At 70.8% G+C, this 15,236-nt stretch carries 17 protein-coding genes and 3 pseudogenes; 1 reads left to right on the top strand and 19 read right to left on the bottom strand.

Translation table 11 applies throughout. From position 1 onward, the window contains the following. Positions 1-147: biotin/lipoyl-containing protein (locus ACFXBC_RS11260; protein WP_385021772.1), on the bottom strand; the 147-nt coding region annotated here is incomplete at its 3' end. Between the two features lie 102 nt (positions 148-249). Beyond that, positions 250-1,149, bottom strand: a pseudogene (gene rpsB, locus ACFXBC_RS11255) (30S ribosomal protein S2); the annotation flags it as partial. A 276-nt stretch (positions 1,150-1,425) separates the two neighbouring features. On the opposite strand from rpsB, the pseudogene ACFXBC_RS11250 reads away from it, so the two are divergent. After that, positions 1,426-2,079, top strand: a pseudogene (locus ACFXBC_RS11250) (M23 family metallopeptidase); the annotation flags it as partial. Between the two features lie 386 nt (positions 2,080-2,465). Here ACFXBC_RS11250 and ACFXBC_RS11245 read toward each other — a convergent pair. The 17 genes and pseudogenes from ACFXBC_RS11245 to ACFXBC_RS11165 form a co-directional block, all read right to left on the bottom strand. Then, a complete protein-coding gene (locus ACFXBC_RS11245; RefSeq protein WP_385021769.1) occupies positions 2,466-3,023 on the bottom strand; it encodes a TetR/AcrR family transcriptional regulator in 558 nt (185 codons plus the stop codon). Positions 3,024-3,096: 73 nt separating this feature from the next. Further along, a complete protein-coding gene (whiG, locus tag ACFXBC_RS11240) occupies positions 3,097-3,933 on the bottom strand; it encodes an RNA polymerase sigma factor WhiG (protein ID WP_356832688.1) in 837 nt (278 codons plus the stop codon). A gap of 208 nt (positions 3,934-4,141) precedes the next feature. Next, positions 4,142-5,317, bottom strand: coding sequence for a DNA-processing protein DprA (dprA, locus tag ACFXBC_RS11235; RefSeq protein WP_385021753.1), 1,176 nt, complete (start codon positions 5,315-5,317; stop codon positions 4,142-4,144). Further along, complete coding sequence (locus ACFXBC_RS11230; protein ID WP_385021750.1) at positions 5,314-6,936, bottom strand: YifB family Mg chelatase-like AAA ATPase; 1,623 nt, start codon at positions 6,934-6,936, stop codon at positions 5,314-5,316. The genes dprA and ACFXBC_RS11230 overlap by 4 nt, the downstream gene beginning before the upstream one ends. Next, positions 6,936-7,295 carry a YraN family protein gene (locus tag ACFXBC_RS11225; RefSeq protein ID WP_385021747.1) on the bottom strand — a complete coding sequence of 120 codons (360 nt, stop codon included), beginning with the start codon at positions 7,293-7,295 and terminating at the stop codon, positions 6,936-6,938. Before ACFXBC_RS11225 ends, ACFXBC_RS11230 begins: the two co-directional genes overlap by 1 nt. A gap of 231 nt (positions 7,296-7,526) precedes the next feature. Next, positions 7,527-7,835 (bottom strand): DUF2469 domain-containing protein, encoded by a 309-nt coding sequence (locus ACFXBC_RS11220; protein ID WP_003965949.1) that lies wholly within the window; start codon positions 7,833-7,835, stop codon positions 7,527-7,529. A gap of 55 nt (positions 7,836-7,890) precedes the next feature. After that, positions 7,891-8,379: an NUDIX hydrolase gene (locus ACFXBC_RS11215; RefSeq protein WP_385021744.1), complete on the bottom strand. Its 489-nt coding sequence runs from the start codon at positions 8,377-8,379 to the stop codon at positions 7,891-7,893. Then, positions 8,369-9,118: a signal peptidase I gene (gene lepB, locus ACFXBC_RS11210; protein WP_385021741.1), complete on the bottom strand. Its 750-nt coding sequence runs from the start codon at positions 9,116-9,118 to the stop codon at positions 8,369-8,371. Before lepB (ACFXBC_RS11210) ends, ACFXBC_RS11215 begins: the two co-directional genes overlap by 11 nt. Positions 9,119-9,163: 45 nt before the next feature. After that, on the bottom strand, positions 9,164-10,174 hold the full coding sequence (gene lepB / locus ACFXBC_RS11205) for a signal peptidase I (protein WP_385021766.1): 1,011 nt from the start codon (positions 10,172-10,174) through the stop codon (positions 9,164-9,166). Continuing rightward, positions 10,089-11,156: a signal peptidase I gene (gene lepB / locus ACFXBC_RS11200; protein WP_385021737.1), complete on the bottom strand. Its 1,068-nt coding sequence runs from the start codon at positions 11,154-11,156 to the stop codon at positions 10,089-10,091. Before lepB (ACFXBC_RS11200) ends, lepB (ACFXBC_RS11205) begins: the two co-directional genes overlap by 86 nt. Continuing rightward, positions 11,149-11,916 (bottom strand): signal peptidase I, encoded by a 768-nt coding sequence (lepB, locus tag ACFXBC_RS11195; RefSeq protein ID WP_385021734.1) that lies wholly within the window; start codon positions 11,914-11,916, stop codon positions 11,149-11,151. The genes lepB (ACFXBC_RS11200) and lepB (ACFXBC_RS11195) overlap by 8 nt, the downstream gene beginning before the upstream one ends. Before the next feature lie 33 nt (positions 11,917-11,949). Further along, positions 11,950-12,300, bottom strand: coding sequence for a 50S ribosomal protein L19 (rplS, locus tag ACFXBC_RS11190; RefSeq protein WP_385021731.1), 351 nt, complete (start codon positions 12,298-12,300; stop codon positions 11,950-11,952). Between the two features lie 131 nt (positions 12,301-12,431). Continuing rightward, a complete protein-coding gene (gene trmD, locus ACFXBC_RS11185) occupies positions 12,432-13,253 on the bottom strand; it encodes a tRNA (guanosine(37)-N1)-methyltransferase TrmD (RefSeq protein ID WP_385021728.1) in 822 nt (273 codons plus the stop codon). Next, positions 13,253-13,798: a ribosome maturation factor RimM gene (gene rimM / locus ACFXBC_RS11180; RefSeq protein WP_385021725.1), complete on the bottom strand. Its 546-nt coding sequence runs from the start codon at positions 13,796-13,798 to the stop codon at positions 13,253-13,255. The genes trmD and rimM overlap by 1 nt, the downstream gene beginning before the upstream one ends. Before the next feature lie 138 nt (positions 13,799-13,936). Then, entirely contained in the window at positions 13,937-14,176 is a 240-nt protein-coding gene (locus tag ACFXBC_RS11175) for an RNA-binding protein (RefSeq protein WP_164265900.1), read from the bottom strand. Between the two features lie 2 nt (positions 14,177-14,178). Next, positions 14,179-14,625 (bottom strand): 30S ribosomal protein S16, encoded by a 447-nt coding sequence (gene rpsP / locus ACFXBC_RS11170; RefSeq protein WP_385021722.1) that lies wholly within the window; start codon positions 14,623-14,625, stop codon positions 14,179-14,181. A 163-nt stretch (positions 14,626-14,788) separates the two neighbouring features. Next, a pseudogene (locus ACFXBC_RS11165) lies at positions 14,789-15,172 on the bottom strand (hypothetical protein); the annotation flags it as partial. Between the last annotated feature and the right edge of the window lie 64 nt (positions 15,173-15,236).

Raw genomic sequence — 15,236 nt, 5'->3', positions numbered from 1 at the left:
GGTGCCCGCGACGGGCGACGGGATCTCGGTGTCGACCTTGTCGGTCGAGACCTCCAGCAGCGGCTCGTCCTCGGCGACGTCGTCGCCGACTTCCTTCAGCCAGCGGGTGACGGTGCCCTCGGTGACGCTCTCGCCGAGCGCGGGCAGGGTGACGTCCGTGCCCTCGGCGGAACCGCCGGCGGCGGGCGCCTCGGCGGCCGGAGCCTCGGCCGCGGGTGCCGGGGCGGGGGCCTCGGCGGCGGGCGCGGGCGCCTCGGCGGCAGGGGCCTCAGCGGCCGGGGCCTCGGTGGCGGCCTCGGCGACCGGAGCCTCGGCGTCCGCGACCTTCTCGGTCTCGGCAGAGGTCTGGACGACCTCGGCGCCGTCCTTCTTCTCACCGTCGAGCAGGTCACGCTCCCACTCGGCGAGCGGCTCGGCGGCGGCCTTCTCGCCCGGCTTCTGGTCGCCGGTCGCAGCGCCGGAGCGGGCGATGAGGCCCTCGGCGGCGGCGTCGGCGATCACGCGGGTGAGCAGGGTGACGGAGCGGATCGCGTCGTCGTTGCCCGGGATCTTGTAGTCGACCTCGTCGGGGTCGCAGTTGGTGTCGAGGATCGCGACGACCGGGATGTGGAGCTTGCGCGCCTCACCGACGGCGATGTGCTCCTTCTTGGTGTCGACGATCCAGACGGCGCTGGGCACCTTCTGCATCTCGCGGATACCACCGAGGGTCTTCTCCAGCTTGGCCTTCTCGCGCGAGAGGACCAGGAGCTCCTTCTTGGTGAGGCCGGAGGCGGCCACGTCCTCGAAGTCGATCTGCTCAAGCTCCTTCAGACGCTGAAGGCGCTTGTAGACGGTGGAGAAGTTGGTCAGCATGCCGCCGAGCCAGCGCTGGTTGACGTAGGGCATGCCCACGCGCGTCGCCTGCTCGGCGATGGCCTCCTGGGCCTGCTTCTTGGTACCCACGAACATGATGGAGCCGCCGTGCGCGACGGTCTCCTTGACGAACTCGTAGGCGCGGTCGATGTACGACAGCGACTGGAGCAGGTCGATGATGTAGATGCCGTTGCGCTCCGTGAAGATGAAGCGCTTCATCTTCGGGTTCCAACGACGGGTCTGGTGACCGAAGTGGACGCCGCTCTCCAGCAGCTCCCGCATCGTGACGACGGCCATGGCCGTACTCCTTGATGTACTCGGTTGTCGCGACCGCAGGTTTGCTGTCGCGCCTGACGCCCACACGCGCCGTGCCACGAGGGACCGAGAGGCGCGTCCATCGACCGCTGATGGGGTGATGGGGGGCGTGCGAAGTCGACCCGGTGACCCGGATCGCCACCAGAAGTGTACGGGACCCGGTGAGCGCCGGGTGACGGCGATATCCACAACCGCCTGGTGGTCCACAGATACCGGCCATGATCCCCGCGGATCCGTGCGACGGGGGACGGTTTCCCCATGCGCCTGAACGAGACCGCCCCGGGCCACGGCGCCCGCCGGCCGAACGCCCTGCACCGCTTCTGCCCGGACCGTAACGCCCCGAACGTGAGACGCCAGGGCCGGAACACATGGCTGGCCGGGTTGTTCGCGGTGGTGTGCGTACTGCTGTCGGCCGCCGTCCCGGCGTTGTGCTCCGGGTACTCGGCCGCGGTGCCCTCCTGGCATTCGAGCGCCGTGTACTCACGGCCGTCCACGCCGTCGCAGTCGCCGTCGTCGCCGTTGTCGGCGAGAACCACGGCCACGACCACGGTCACGGCGGCGCTCACCGAGCCGGCGCCGAGGCCCGCGCCCTTACCGGCCGCCGACCACGGCGACCGCAGCTGGCCGTTGGCAGGCCGCCCGCGGATCGTCCACGGCTGGGATCCTCCCGCCTCTCCTTACGGGCCGGGCCACCGCGGGGTCGATCTGGCCGCCCCCGCCGGCACACCGGTCCTGGCCGCCGCTTCCGGCCGGATCACGTTCGCGGGGCGGGTGGCGGGGCAAGGGGTGCTCACCCTCGCGGTGTCGGGCACGTCCCTGCGCACGACGTACGAACCGGTCCGGGCGCTCGTCCGGAAAGGGGACGAGGTCACCGCAGGCCGGCCGGTCGCCGTACGGGAGAGCGGACCGTCCCACTGCCCGTCGGGCTGCCTCCACTGGGGACTGCTGCACGGTGACCACTATCTGAACCCGCTGTCGCTGCTCCCACCCGGACTGCTGCACCGGGGACCGTCCAGACTGCTGCCGGTGTTCGGGATCCCGGAGATCAGAGGGAGCCCGGAGATCACGGGGAGCCCGCGGACCACAGCGAGTCCGAAGATCGGAGCCCTCCCAGAGACCTCAGCAAGCCCGGGGATCGCAGCCCGCCCGGGGACCACGGCGCGCCCGGAGATCGCAGCCCGCCCGGGGACCACAGCGCGCCCGGTAGGCGACAGCTCCCGGAGACCACAGGGGTCCGTCACAGGGGCCCCGGCGACGACGGCGGCCCGGGGACGGCACAAGTCCGGGACCGGTGGGGCTCAGCCCCGGACGCCGCCCAGTGCCATCGCGACGGCAGCGTCGGCCACCACGGCGGGGTCCTCGGACGAACCCGCCTCGATACGCCGCACCGCCGCGTCCACCACCCCCTGGAGCAGCATCGCCGCGAGCCTCGGGTGCTCGTGACGCAGGGCTTCGAGCGCCTCGACGATCATCGCGATGAGACCGCCGTGCGCGGCACGGATCTTCTCCCGGGCGCCCGCGTCGAGTTCCCCCGCGGAGATGGCCACCACGGCCCGGTGCCGCTGGTCCCCGACCAGGGCGAGCTGCTGGCGGACATACGCCTCGACCTTGCCCGCGGGGTCAGGAGCCCGCTCCATCGCGGACTCGATCTCCGCAGCCCAGACCGGGAAGTCGACGGCGCAGAGCTCTTCCACCACGGCGGCGCGTGAGCGGAAGTACTCGTACACGGAGGAGCGCGCGAGTCCGGTGCGCTCGGCGAGGGCGGGGAAGGTCAGCGCCTCCGTACCGCCTTCGGAGAGGAGGGTGCGGGCGGCGTCCAGCAGGGCGCCGCGCTGCATGGTTCGGTGTTCGGCCACGGAGGCCGCTCGAATCCTGGGCACGGGGTCACTTTACGGACCCACTCCGGGCAGGGACGATTCGCCTGCGGGATCAGCGTCCGACGTCCGAGAGCTTGGCGCGCAGCTGCAGGACGGATTTGGTGTGGATCTGGCTGACCCGGCTCTCGGTGACTCCGAGGACATGGCCGATCTCGGCCAGGGTCAGGCCCTCGTAGTAGTAGAGCGTGACCACGGTCTTCTCCCGGTCCGGGAGAGTGTTGATGGCACGGGCCAGCAGCCGGCGCAGCTCGCGGCCCTCGGCCAGCTCGACCGGGTTGTCCGCCGCGGTGTCCTCCAGGGTGTCCATCAGGCTCAGCCTGTCGCCGCCCTCACCGCCGACGTGCAGGAGCTCGTCCAGGGCCACCACGTTGGCCAGTGACAACTGGCTGAACACGGCGTGCAGTTCCTCCACCGCGATGCCCATCTCGGCCGCGACCTCGGCCTCGGAGGGCGTGCGGCGCAGCTGGGCCTCCAGCGTGGCGTAGGCACGCTCGACAGCGCGGGCCTTCTGCCGGACCGAGCGGGGGATCCAGTCGAGCGCGCGGAGTTCGTCGATCATCGCGCCGCGGATCCGCGTGATCGCGTAGGTCTCGAACTTGATGGACCGCTCGATGTCGAACTTCTCGATGGCGTCGATCAGTCCGAAGACACCGGAGGAGACGAAGTCGGCCTGCTCGACGTTGGGCGGCAGCCCCACGCTGACCCGGCCGGCGACGTACTTGACCAGGGGCGAATAGTGCAGGATCAGCTGCTCGCGCAGCCGCTTGTCGCCCGTCGACTTGTACGACCGCCACAGCTCATCGAGCGACGACGGCGCGGGGGGCCGGATATGGCCACGTGCCGCCGGTGGCGCTGCCGCGCGGTCGGAACCGGACGTGTGCTGGGGCATTCGTTGCCTTGAGCCGTTCTGCTGGGACCTGCGTAGGACTTGTTTTGAGCCGGATTCCTTGTGAGCGTAGCGTGACTGAAGCATTGCAGGGCGCAATGAGTGCGTCATGGCACCTGTGCGACGCCCTCACGCGGGCGGTGTCCCGGAGGTGATGCCGGAAGGCCCCCGCCGAGGCTGGGACATCACCTTTTCACCCGATTGCCCCAGGTCAAGCATCGCCTCGCCGGGCGCCTGCGATCTGTGGCGCCCCCGGCACCAACTGCCATCCTTCACTTCGCCGTTCAACGAACCCCAACGAGTGGAGTTCGTACAGCCTGGCGAGCGCTTCGTCGGCGGTCGTCCCCGCCTCACGGGCCACCTCGCGTGCGTCCGTCACGCCATGGCCCGGAAGTGCCTCCAACACCCGGGCGGCGGCCGGACCGAGCAGGTCCCTGGGCAGGACGGGGCCGTGTCTGCCGGGTGCCAGATCGCCGATGTTCCCTACCAGCTCGGCGACTTCGGCCGCATCCGTGACCAGGACGCCGCCGCCGCGCAGCAACTCGTGCACCCCGGCCGAGAGCCCGCTGGTGACCGGCCCGGGGACCCCCATCGTGTAGCGGCCCAGCTTCTGGGCGCTGCGCGCGGTGGCCAGTGAGCCGCTGCGGTACTCGGCCTCGACGACCACGGTCCCCCGGGTGAGGGCGGCGATCACCCGGTTGCGGAGGATGAAGCGGCTGGGCGTGGGATGGTCCCCCGGTGGCAACTCGCCGATGAGCAGCCCCTGTTCCGCGATCCGCCCGATCAGCTCGGCGTGACCGCGCGGGTAGACCGTGTCGACTCCGCAGGCCAGCACCGCGATGGTGGCCCCGCCCGCGGCGAGCGCGCCGCGATGAGCGGCCCCGTCGACACCGAACGCGGCGCCCGACACCACGACCCAGCCGAGCTCGGCGAGGCCCGAGCCCAGTGCGGCCGCCATATGCGCGCCGTAGGCCGTACAGGCACGGGCGCCGACCACGGCGACGGATCGCAGCGCCCATATCCTCAGCTGGGGCCGTCCCCGCACCCAGAGCCCGATCGGCCGCGCGTCCCCCAGGTCGTCGAGCTGTCCCGGCCACTCCTGGTCCCCCGGGCAGACGAACCGTCCGCCCCCCGCGTCCGCGTCCCGCAGGTCCTGATCCGGCCGCGCCGCCGCCGCCCGCAACCGGTATCCGGCGAGCCGCCTGGCGCTCATACCGGGGAAGACGGCATCCCCGCCGCCCGCCACGGTACGCAGCCGCCGCCACAGTTCCACGGCGCCCAGTTCGCGCAGCCACCGTCCGCCCGGCTCGTCGCCCGGCTCAAGGACCCGGGTCAGCGCGGCCCGTGCCAGCCGCTCGTCACCGCCCGGCCCCGCACCCGTACTCATCCGTGGTCCTTCCCGGCGGCGAGCAGCGCCCCCCGGTCCACGCCGGTACGCAGTTGGAGAGCGAGCCCGACATCCTGGGCGCCGGGCCGGTCCCGGCCGGCCAGATCGGCGACCGTCCAGGCCACCCTCAGCACCCTGTCGAGACCGCGGGCGGTGAGCAGCCCGCGCTCCATCTCACGCTCGGCCACCGCGAGCGCTCCGGGCGCGGCCGTCCAGCGGGTCCTCAGCTCATGGCCGGGCACCTCGCTGTTGGTGCTCCACTCCGTGCCGGCCAGCCGCTTCGCGGCCCGTTCCCGGCCCTCCCGCACCCGTGCGGCAACGGCCGCCGACGATTCGCCCGCATCGCCCTGTCCCATCAGGTCGGAGCGGCGCACCGGCTCCACTTCGACCCGGAGGTCCACCCGGTCGAGGAGCGGTCCGGAGAGTCTGGCCTGGTAGCGCCGGACCGCCGACGGCGGGCATTCGCACCCCGAGCCGTGCATCGTGTGCCTGCCGCAGGGGCAGGGGTTGGCGGCCAGCACCATCAGGAATCTCGCGGGCAGCCGCACGACCCCCGCGCTGCGCGCGACGACCACGTGCCCGGACTCCAGCGGCTGGCGCAGCGCGTCGAGGACCCGGACGGAGAATTCGGGTGCCTCGTCGAGAAAGAGCACACCGCGGTGGGCCAGGGACACGGCTCCCGGCCGGGGCAGGCCGTTGCCGCCGCCGATCAGCGACTGCATGGTCGCGGAGTGGTGCGGCGCGCAGTACGGAGCGGTGCCGATCAGTGGCTCGCCCGGCGGGAGGATGCCGGCCACCGAGTGGACCGCGGTCACCTCCAGCGACTCGTGTCTGCTCAGCGGTGGCAGGATCGCGGGAAGCCGCTCGGCCAGCATGGTCTTGCCCGCGCCCGGAGGCCCGTGCAGCAGCAGATGGTGGGCCCCGGCCGCGGCGACCTCCAGCGCCTTTCTGGCGGCGGGCTGCCCCGCCACGTCCGCGAGGTCGGCCCCCGCACCGGTCCCCCCGCCCAGGGCGAGCCCGGTGCCGGCCCCGGCGCCCGGCACCATCAGACCGGCCAGCATCGAGTCCGGCCGCCCCTGTGCGGCGGGCGCCTCGTCGGGGACCGGCTCACCGCTCAGCACCGCGATGAGCTGCCGCAGACTCCGCACCCCGAGCACCGAGACGCCCGGCACGAGTGACGCCTCCCCCGCGGTCTGCTCGGGGACCACGACCCGGCGGTATCCCGCTTCGGCCGCCGCCAGCACGGCGGGCAGAATGCCGCGCACCGGTCTGACCCGGCCGTCGAGCCCCAGCTCCCCGATGAGCACCAGGTCGGCGATCTCCCTCGGGTCGACGCGCTCGGCGGCCCCCAGGACGGCGCAGGCGACGGCCAGATCGAAGCCACTGCCGCTCTTCGGTACCGATGCGGGGCTCAGCCCCACCGTGAGTTTCTTCTGGGGCCACTCCGCGCCCGAGTTCACCACGGCGGCCCTGACCCGGTCCCGGCTCTCGACCAGGCTCTTGTCCGGCAGCCCCACCAGCGTGAAGGCGGCGATTCCCGGTTCGAGGTCCGCCTGGACCTCCACCACCACACCGTCCACGCCGACCAGCGCGACCGAACACGCACGGGCGAAACCCATCAGGCCACCCCCCGTGCGTGCTCGACCAGCGGCGCACCGCGCCTGGGCAGCACCACGCCGATGAGATCGATCCGCACCCCGCCGGGCGGCGGCCCGCCGTTCGCCGCGAGCCAGCGCTCGGCGAGACGTCTGAGCCGGTCGGCCTTGACCGGGGTGACCGCGGCCATCGGATGCTCGAAGGCGCCTTCTCTGCGGGTCTTCACCTCACAGACGACCAGCGCGTCGCCGTCGCGCGCCACGATGTCGATCTCGCCCGACCTGCACCGCCAGTTCCGCTCGACGACGGTCATTCCGGACCCGGCCAGCGTCCTTGCCGCCAGTTCCTCGCCGTACCGCCCGAGTGCCCCCCGTGCGTTCATCCGGCACCACCTCCGGCACCGACTCTGCCGTCCGGGCCGCCACCGTGTGGATCTTGGTGGACTACTCGCCGGTTGTGGAAAACCCGGTCACCCGGAAGAGCCGCGGCCACGCATAAAAGCGCAGGCACCCGCACAGACGCGGGTACCTGCAAGAGCCCAGCGGCCTGGCAGAAGCTCAGTCGGCCGGCAAGAGCTCAGCCACTCACAAGAAGTCAGCCGACCGGGACGACCTCAGCCACCCGGAAGTTCGAGATCGCTCTTGTTGAGCTCCTCGATGTTCACATCCTTGAAGGTCAGTACGCGTACCTGCTTGACGAACCTGGCCGGCCTGTACATGTCCCAGACCCAGGCATCAGCCATGGACACCTCGAAAAAGACCTCGCCCTGTACTGAGTGCACCTGCATCTCGTAGTCGTTGGTGAGGTAGAAGCGCCGCTCGGTCTCGATCACATATTTGAACAGGCCGACAACGTCGCGGTACTCCCGGTAGAGCTTCAGCTCCATCTCGGTCTCGTACTTCTCGAGGTCCTCGGCGCTCATGGCATGTTCCCCTTCAGCCGTGCGTCCCCCTATTGTGCGCCGCCCGCCTGCGCCCCTAGACGATTTCCGGGGCCAGGACCACCGGTGCAGCCGGGGGACCCTCGTCGAGCAGCGTGCGCAGCAGCCCGGCGAGCCTGGTCGGGTACACCGTCTCACGCGTCGCGGACAGTTCGGCGGAAGTCCACCACCTCAGCCCCGCGACACTCCGCTGCTCCAGCGGGGTCAGCCCGTCCATGGCGGTCGCCGTCCGAGTGGTTCGACCCAGAAAATACTGTTCGTCCTGGTTCCACCGCCGCCCGTCGAACGGGAAGGAGCACACCCTCGTCCACAGCACAGGGCCGAGTTCGACCGTGTCGATGCCGGTCTCCTCCCGTACCTCGCGGAGCGCGGCCTCCTCGTCGGTCTCCCCCGCCTCGACGCCCCCGCCGGGCGTGAACCACCAGGTGCGTGTCGGATCATCCGGCTCGAACCCGTGCATCAGCAGCACCCGGTCGGCCGGATCGAGCAGGATGACGCGTGCGACCCTGCGCAGCTCAGCCGACATCGGCGGTCACCTTCCGGCTGCGGCCCCGCCGCCGGGCGACCGGTCCGTAGACGCAACCGCCCAGGATCAGCACGATCCCGGCCAGCACAGCCGCCACCACCAGTTTCAGCGGTCCGGGCTGCGAGACCCCGCCGGGCAGCGCCGCGAAACCCTTCGGGCGTTCGATGGTCCCGCCGCTCAGCGGCCAGGCGATGGCGTCCACCCGCGCGGACACCGTCGAGCGCGGTACCGAGCCGTGGTCGGCGTCCTGGAGGTGGACACGGGAGTCCATCGAGTTGGTGCGCTCGTCACCGAGGAGGAAGAGCCGGCCCTCGGGCACCTTCACGGTGAAGGCGGTCGCGGATGCCCGGCCCCCGGAGAACGAATCGGCCTTCAGATACGGCTCGTTGATCCCCTTGCCGTTCACCGTGAGCCGGCCCCTGGAGTCGCAGCAGGCGACCTCGTCGCCGCCGACTCCCACCACCCGCTTCAGCATCGGCATATCGCCCCAGGCGGGATCCTTGAAGACCACCACGTCCCCGCGGCGCACCGCGCTGCTGTCTATTCGCTGTGCCAGCACCCGGTCCCCCACCTGCACGGTCGGGGTCATCGAGTCGGTCGGTACGGTGTACGGCTTGTACTCCACCGCACCCCAGGCGAACCCTCCGAGAAAGAGCACGCAGCCGAGGGCCACGGCCAGACCCGACAGCGCACTGCCGAGCCGGCCACCGCCGCCACTCGTACGTACTGTTCCGCTCATCCCAGCGCTCCCCCATATCGGAGATCGACGATCTGGGAGGGCACCTTACCCGGCAGTACCGTCAGCGGTACCGTCACGGGTCAGCCTGCGCCTGCGCCTGATCACCAGCGGCAGCGCTCCCGCGAGCCCGAGCGCGCCGGGAGCGAGTGAGCCGGCGGCGTTGATGCCCTTCTGGTCGAAGGTGCTCGGAACACCCAGCCACGCCCACCGGTTGACCGGCCAGGCCACGACGAAGGCCCGTCCGACGACCTCCTTGTCGGAGACCGTGCCCCCACCGGGCAGCTGCTGGTGGTAGCGGGAGTCGAGCGAGTCCTGCCGGTGGTCGCCCATCACCCAGATCCGGCCCTTGGGCACATGGATCGGCCCGAACGGCTGGTCGTCGCACGGGGTGTTGCCGGGGTAGATGTACGACTTCTCGGACAGCGCCTTGCCGTTGACGACGACCGGGCCGCCCTTCTTGCAGGAGACCGTGTCCCCGCCGACCGCGATGACCCGCTTGATCAGGTCCTTCTCCTCCGCCGACGGCATCAGGCCGATGAAGCTCAGGAACTTCTGCGCCACGTTCGGGGTGGGCGTCGGTTCGCCTTCGAGCCAGCCGCCCGGATCGTGGAACACCACGACGTCACCCCGCTCCGGCTCCGAGCCGAACCACGGTGTCAGCTTGTCCACCAGCACCCGGTCCCCGCGCTGCAGCGTGTCCTGCATCGAGTCCGAGGGGATCGAGAACGCCTGGACCAGGAATGTCTTGATCAACAGGGCCAGGACCAGCGCGATTCCGATGAGGAGCGGCAGCTCCTTCCAGAAGGAGCGCTGCTTCTTGGGCGCCTTGTCCCGGGTGCTCCCGCCGTCCTCGCCTTCCCCGTCGAGGCCGTCCGGGCCGCCGGGGCCGCCCGGTCCACCCGGACCGTTCTGCGGGCCCGGTGCCCTGTACTGGCCACCGGCCCTGTCGGACCCGTCCGGCCACCCGCTGTCAGAGGTTTCGGTTCCCTCGCCACCAACGGGCGGCCCTGGCCGGTCCTCTGGCTCTTCGTGTCCGGATCGCGCGCCGACCGCCACGTCCCCCACATCCACTCCTCACTCCGTGCCGTCGCCTGCCTCCGGGGAGACGCAGGCCCACCACTCCCATAACGAGCGGAAGTTCCGCAGGAGTCGGGAGCGGGAAGTTTACGTGCCGATCCTGAGCGGCGAGACTCCGCCGACCGGAACCGGCCCGGTCCGGACCGCCCTGGTCCGGAGCGGACGCCACCGACCCGAAGGCCGCGGGCTCCTTGAGCCGGCTCCAGTGCCCCAGCGGCCAGGCGATGACGACCGCCCGTCCCACCACCCCGCTCACCGGCACAGTCCCCTGGTAGGGACCGTCCATGTGGTACCGCGAATCCGCCGAGTTGGACCGGTGGTCCCCCATCACGAAGAGCCGCCCGGGCGGGACCTTCACATCGAACTTCAGCTGGGACGGCGGATTCCCCGGATGGAGATACGGCTCGTTCAGCGGGGTGCCGTTGACGGTGACCCTGCCGTCCTTGTCGCAGCACTTGACGGTGTCCCCGCCCACCCCGATGACCCGCTTGATCAGGTCCTGTTCATTGTCCGAAGGGAGCAGTCCGATGAAGGTCAGGCCGGTCTTGAGCTGTCTGACGAGAAACGGCGAGCTCTCCGTCCTGGTCTCCTCGGGCGGCAGCCAGTGGCCGGGGTCCTTGAAGACCACGACGTCGCCGCGCTGCGGTTTCGAGCCGAACCACGGCGTCAGCTTGTCCACCAGTACCCGGTCACCGATCCGGATCGTCTCCTCCATCGAACCCGACGGGATGACGAACGCCTGCACCAGGAACGTCTTGAGCACCAGCGCGATCACGATCGCCACGATGATCAGAACGGGTATCTCACGCGCTGTGGATCTGCGCCGCCGCCGCTGGACCTTGCGCGCGAGTCTGCGCCGCTCGGCCCTGGTGGGCAGGGACCGTGCACCGGTGGGGCCGCCGGCCGACGCCGGCCGTTCGCCCGTCGGCCCGCCGCCTCGTGCCCTTCCCCGGTTACCCATGGCCGCCGCCGGACGCCGGTACCCGGGCGAAGGCCCCGGACCTCTCCAGCGCGGTCCAGCGGCTGAACGGCCAGCCGATCCAGCGGGCCCGGCCGATCACCTGCTCCACCGGTACCATCCCTCCCCCGGGATCCCCGAGGTGGTCGCGGGAGTCGCTGGAGCGTGAGCGGTGGTCGCCCATCACCCAGAGGGTTCCGGCGGGCACCACGATGTCGAAGGGCACCTGGGACGGAGGGTTGCCGGGATACACATACGTCTCGTCCACCGGCCGCCCGTTCACCTCGATACGCCCCCGCTTGTCGCAGCAGACCACATGGTCGCCGCCCACCCCCACCACACGCTTGACGTAGTCGGTACCGGCGGGCGCCGCGAACCCCAGCGCGGAGGCCGCGCCGCGCGCCACCCGGGTCACGGGGTTCTGCGCGGGTGCCTCCCGTACGAAGGAGCCGGTGCCGTCGAAGACCACGACGTCCCCGCGCCGGGGCTCACCGCCGAACCGGTACGCCAGCTTGTCCACCAGCACCCGGTCCCCGACCTGGAGGGTGGGCTCCATGGAGCCGCTGGGGATGAGGAACGGCTGCATCACATACGTACTCAGCAGCAGCAGGAACGCCACACAGACGAGGGCCAGCAGCCCGGCCTTGCGCCAGGGCCCCTCGATCAGCGCGGCGAGACGCACAGAGCGCGACCGCTGCTCCTCGCCGGACGTGTCCGGTTCGGGTGAGCCGTCGCGCTCTGTCTGCTGTGCTTCGGTGTCCATCGGGGCCAGAGCTTATCCGGCCGCCCTGTGGACTCAGTGGTCGCGCTTCTCCTTGATCTTCGCGGCCTTGCCGCGCAGCTCACGGAGGTAGTACAGCTTGGCGCGACGGACGTCACCGCGGGTGACGAGCTCGATCTTCTCGAAGATCGGGCTGTGCACCGGGAAGGTACGCTCGACGCCGACCGAGAACGAGACCTTGCGGACCGTGAAGGTCTCGCTGACGCCCGCGCCCTGGCGGCGGATGACGACACCCTTGAACTGCTGGATACGCGAGCGGGTGCCCTCGATGACGCGGACGTGGACGTTGACCGTGTCACCGGCGCGGAAGGCCGGCAGGTCGGACCGGAGCGAAGCGGTGTTGACGCTGTTGAGCAGGCTGGACATGATCTTCTGCTTTCTTCGCCGATGCCACAGGTCATCGACGGAATCATCGTGATGAGTTTCGAGAGCTGATCGCGTCGGACGGTCGTCGTTCCCCCTGTGGCAGGGGCGCACGCCGGACGTACAGCAGCGGCCTATTCTTCCACGTCCTCGTGCTCTCGCCCAAATCGCCCTCCGGGCCCCTGCTTCCAGCCCAGGATCGAGAGCATTTCGCGGTCCTTCTTGCCGAAGGACGCCGGGTCGCTGCGCTCCAGCAGATCCGGCCTGTTGAGGTCCGTGCGACGGAACGCCTCGTCCCGGCGCCAGCGGGCGATCCTGCCGTGGTGGCCGCTGAGCAGGACGTCCGGGATGGACCGGCCGCGCCACTCGGGCGGCTTGGTGTAGACCGGCCCCTCCAGGAGGTCGGCCATCGCGCCGGTGGCGAAGGAGTCGTCGCGGTGCGACTCGGCGTTGCCGAGCACGCCGGGCAGCAGCCGGGCGACGGCTTCCGTGATCACCAGGACGGCGGCCTCCCCGCCCGCCAGGACGTAGTCCCCGATGGAGACCTCGTACACCGGCATCCGGGTCGCGTACTCGTCGACCACCCGCCGGTCGATGCCCTCGTACCTGGCGGGTGTGAAGACCAGCCAGGGGCGCTCGGAGAGTTCGACCGCGACCTGCTGGGTGAAGGGGCGGCCGCTCGGGGTGGGCACGACCAGGACCGGGCCGGACGCACCCGCCTCGTAACCGGTGGCCAGGACCTCGTCCAGCGCCTCACCCCAGGGCTCGGTCTTCATGACCATGCCGGGGCCGCCGCCGTAGGGGGTGTCGTCGACCGTGTTGTGCCGGTCGTACGTCCAGTCGCGCAGGTCGTGTACGTGGACACCGAGCCGGCCGCGGGCGCGTGCCTTGCCGACCAGCGAGACGTTCAGCGGTTCGAGGTACTCGGGGAAGATCGTGACGACGTCGAGCCGCATCAGTCGTCGTCCCGGGCGCCGGCGATCTCGGCCCGGCTCTCGTCGATCAGGCCGGGCGGCGGGTCGATGACGGCCCGCTGCTCATCCAGGTCGATCGAGGTGACGATCTCCTCGACGAACGGGATCATGACCTCGCTGCCGTCGGGCCGCTCCACGATGAAGAGGTCCTGCGAGGGCAGGTGGGTGATCTCGGTGATCCGGCCGACCTCGGTGCCGTCCGCCAGCACCACGTCGAGGTCCATCAGCTGGTGGTCGTAGAACTCCTCGGGGTCCTCGGGGGTCTCCCGCGGGTCGACGTCTGCGATCAGCAGGGTGTTGCGGAGCGCCTCGGCGGCCGTCCGGTCCGTGACCCCCGCGAAGCGCAGCAGCAGCCTGCCGCTGTGCACCCGGCCGGTCTCGATGGTCAGCGGCCCGGTGGCCGCGGGGTCGGTGGCGAGTACCGCACCGGGTCCGAGCCGCAGCTCGGGCTCGTCCGTGCGCACCTCCACGGTGACTTCGCCCTTGATCCCGTGGGCGCGCCCGATCCGTGCGACTACCAGTTGCACGCTTCGCTCCTCATTCCGCTGGTTCCTGCCGGTCCTGCCGGCCGGGGTGGTCCAAGTGTTGCCGCGCTCACCGCGGACGACAAAGGCCGGGGACGGCTTCTCAGCCCTCCCCGGCCCGAGCCGGTGTTCAGCTACTGCTCAGCGGACCTGGTCCACGTCGACGAGGTCGACCCGGATGCCACGGCCGCCGATGGCGCCCACGATGGTGCGCAGGGCGCGCGCGGTGCGGCCGTTGCGGCCGATCACCTTACCGAGGTCGTCGGGGTGCACCCGGACCTCCAGCACCTGCCCGCGACGGAGGTTGCGTGAAGCGACCTGTACGTCGTCGGGGTTGTCGACGATGCCCTTCACGAGGTGCTCGAGAGCCTCCTCGAGCATGCTCAGGCCTCGGTCGACTCGGTGGAGTCAGCAGCCGGAGCCGCCTCGTCCGCCTTCTTGTCGGCCTTCTTCGCCTTCGGGGTGATGGCCTCACCCTTCGGCTCGTCGCCCTCGATCGACTTGGCGAACGCCTCGAACGCGGCGCGCTTGTCGGCCTTCGGCTCCGGCTGCTGGAGCGGCGCGGGGGCCGGGAGGCCCTTGTGCGCCTGCCAGTCACCGGTGAGCTTCAGGATCGCCATGACCGGCTCGGTCGGCTGGGCGCCGACGGACAGCCAGTACTGCGCACGCTCCGAGTTGACCTCGATGCGCGAGGGGTTCTGCACCGGGTGGTACAGGCCGATCTCCTCGATGGCCCGGCCGTCACGGCGGGTACGGGAGTCGGCGACGACGATGCGGTAGTGAGGCGAACGGATCTTGCCCAGACGCTTCAGCTTGATCTTGACTGCCACGGAAGTGGTGTCTCCTGGTCTTGACGTGGTTGGGCACAACGAGATGCCACGTGGGGTTGCGGTACTCGGGTGCCCGATGGACGCGTCAGCCGGAGGACGAGAGGGTTCCTGTGCGGCTGTCGAGTACAGCTAGCCATTGTGCCATACGTTGCGGGACCCCGGGTCAGCCGGCCGCGGCCACCACTTCCGGGATACGGAACGCCTTTCCGCAGCCACCGCAGACGATGGGCGCCTGGGCCAGTACGGACGGGACGACCCGGACGTTGCGGCCGCAGTCGCAGACCGCCTTCACCCGCACCCCGCCACCGGATGAACCGTGCCGGGCGGCAGGCCCGCGGAAGGAGCGTTTGGTGTCGGCGGCCGTCGCCGCGGTGTGCGCCTTGAGCGCACGCTGCAGCCGTTCGGCCGTCTGCCGGTAACGGCGCTTCGCCTCGGGGTTGAGCGAGACCAGCGAGAAGCCGCTGCTGGGGTGCGGCTCCTCGGGGTGGTCGAGGCCCATCTCCTCGGCGATCGCCAGGAACCTGCGGTTGTGGTAGCGGCCGGCGGGGGGGGGGGGTGGGGCACGCCCCCCCCGCGCGCGGGGGACGGGAGCCTCTCAGTCAGAAAAAAAG

Source organism: Streptomyces sp. NPDC059398 (assembly GCF_042751845.1).
In the GTDB taxonomy this organism is placed as follows: domain Bacteria; phylum Actinomycetota; class Actinomycetes; order Streptomycetales; family Streptomycetaceae; genus Streptomyces.
Note: the sequence above shows the minus strand (reverse complement) of the source record. Positions and strands in the feature narration are given on the sequence as shown.

What these genes read in the sequence shown, in the direction of transcription:
- whiG (WP_356832688.1), bottom strand. Translation starts at nt 3,933, where the DNA reads ATGCCCCAGCACACGTCCGGTTCCGACCGCGCGGCAGCGCCACCGGCG.
- dprA (WP_385021753.1), bottom strand. Translation starts at nt 5,317, where the DNA reads ATGAGTACGGGTGCGGGGCCGGGCGGTGACGAGCGGCTGGCACGGGCC.
- ACFXBC_RS11230 (WP_385021750.1), bottom strand. Translation starts at nt 6,936, where the DNA reads ATGGGTTTCGCCCGTGCGTGTTCGGTCGCGCTGGTCGGCGTGGACGGT.
- ACFXBC_RS11225 (WP_385021747.1), bottom strand. Translation starts at nt 7,295, where the DNA reads ATGAACGCACGGGGGGCACTCGGGCGGTACGGCGAGGAACTGGCGGCA.
- ACFXBC_RS11220 (WP_003965949.1), bottom strand. Translation starts at nt 7,835, where the DNA reads ATGAGCGCCGAGGACCTCGAGAAGTACGAGACCGAGATGGAGCTGAAG.
- ACFXBC_RS11215 (WP_385021744.1), bottom strand. Translation starts at nt 8,379, where the DNA reads ATGTCGGCTGAGCTGCGCAGGGTCGCACGCGTCATCCTGCTCGATCCG.
- lepB (WP_385021741.1), bottom strand. Translation starts at nt 9,118, where the DNA reads ATGAGCGGAACAGTACGTACGAGTGGCGGCGGTGGCCGGCTCGGCAGT.
- lepB (WP_385021737.1), bottom strand. Translation starts at nt 11,156, where the DNA reads ATGGGTAACCGGGGAAGGGCACGAGGCGGCGGGCCGACGGGCGAACGG.
- lepB (WP_385021734.1), bottom strand. Translation starts at nt 11,916, where the DNA reads ATGGACACCGAAGCACAGCAGACAGAGCGCGACGGCTCACCCGAACCG.
- rplS (WP_385021731.1), bottom strand. Translation starts at nt 12,300, where the DNA reads ATGTCCAGCCTGCTCAACAGCGTCAACACCGCTTCGCTCCGGTCCGAC.
- trmD (WP_385021728.1), bottom strand. Translation starts at nt 13,253, where the DNA reads ATGCGGCTCGACGTCGTCACGATCTTCCCCGAGTACCTCGAACCGCTG.
- ACFXBC_RS11175 (WP_164265900.1), bottom strand. Translation starts at nt 14,176, where the DNA reads ATGCTCGAGGAGGCTCTCGAGCACCTCGTGAAGGGCATCGTCGACAAC.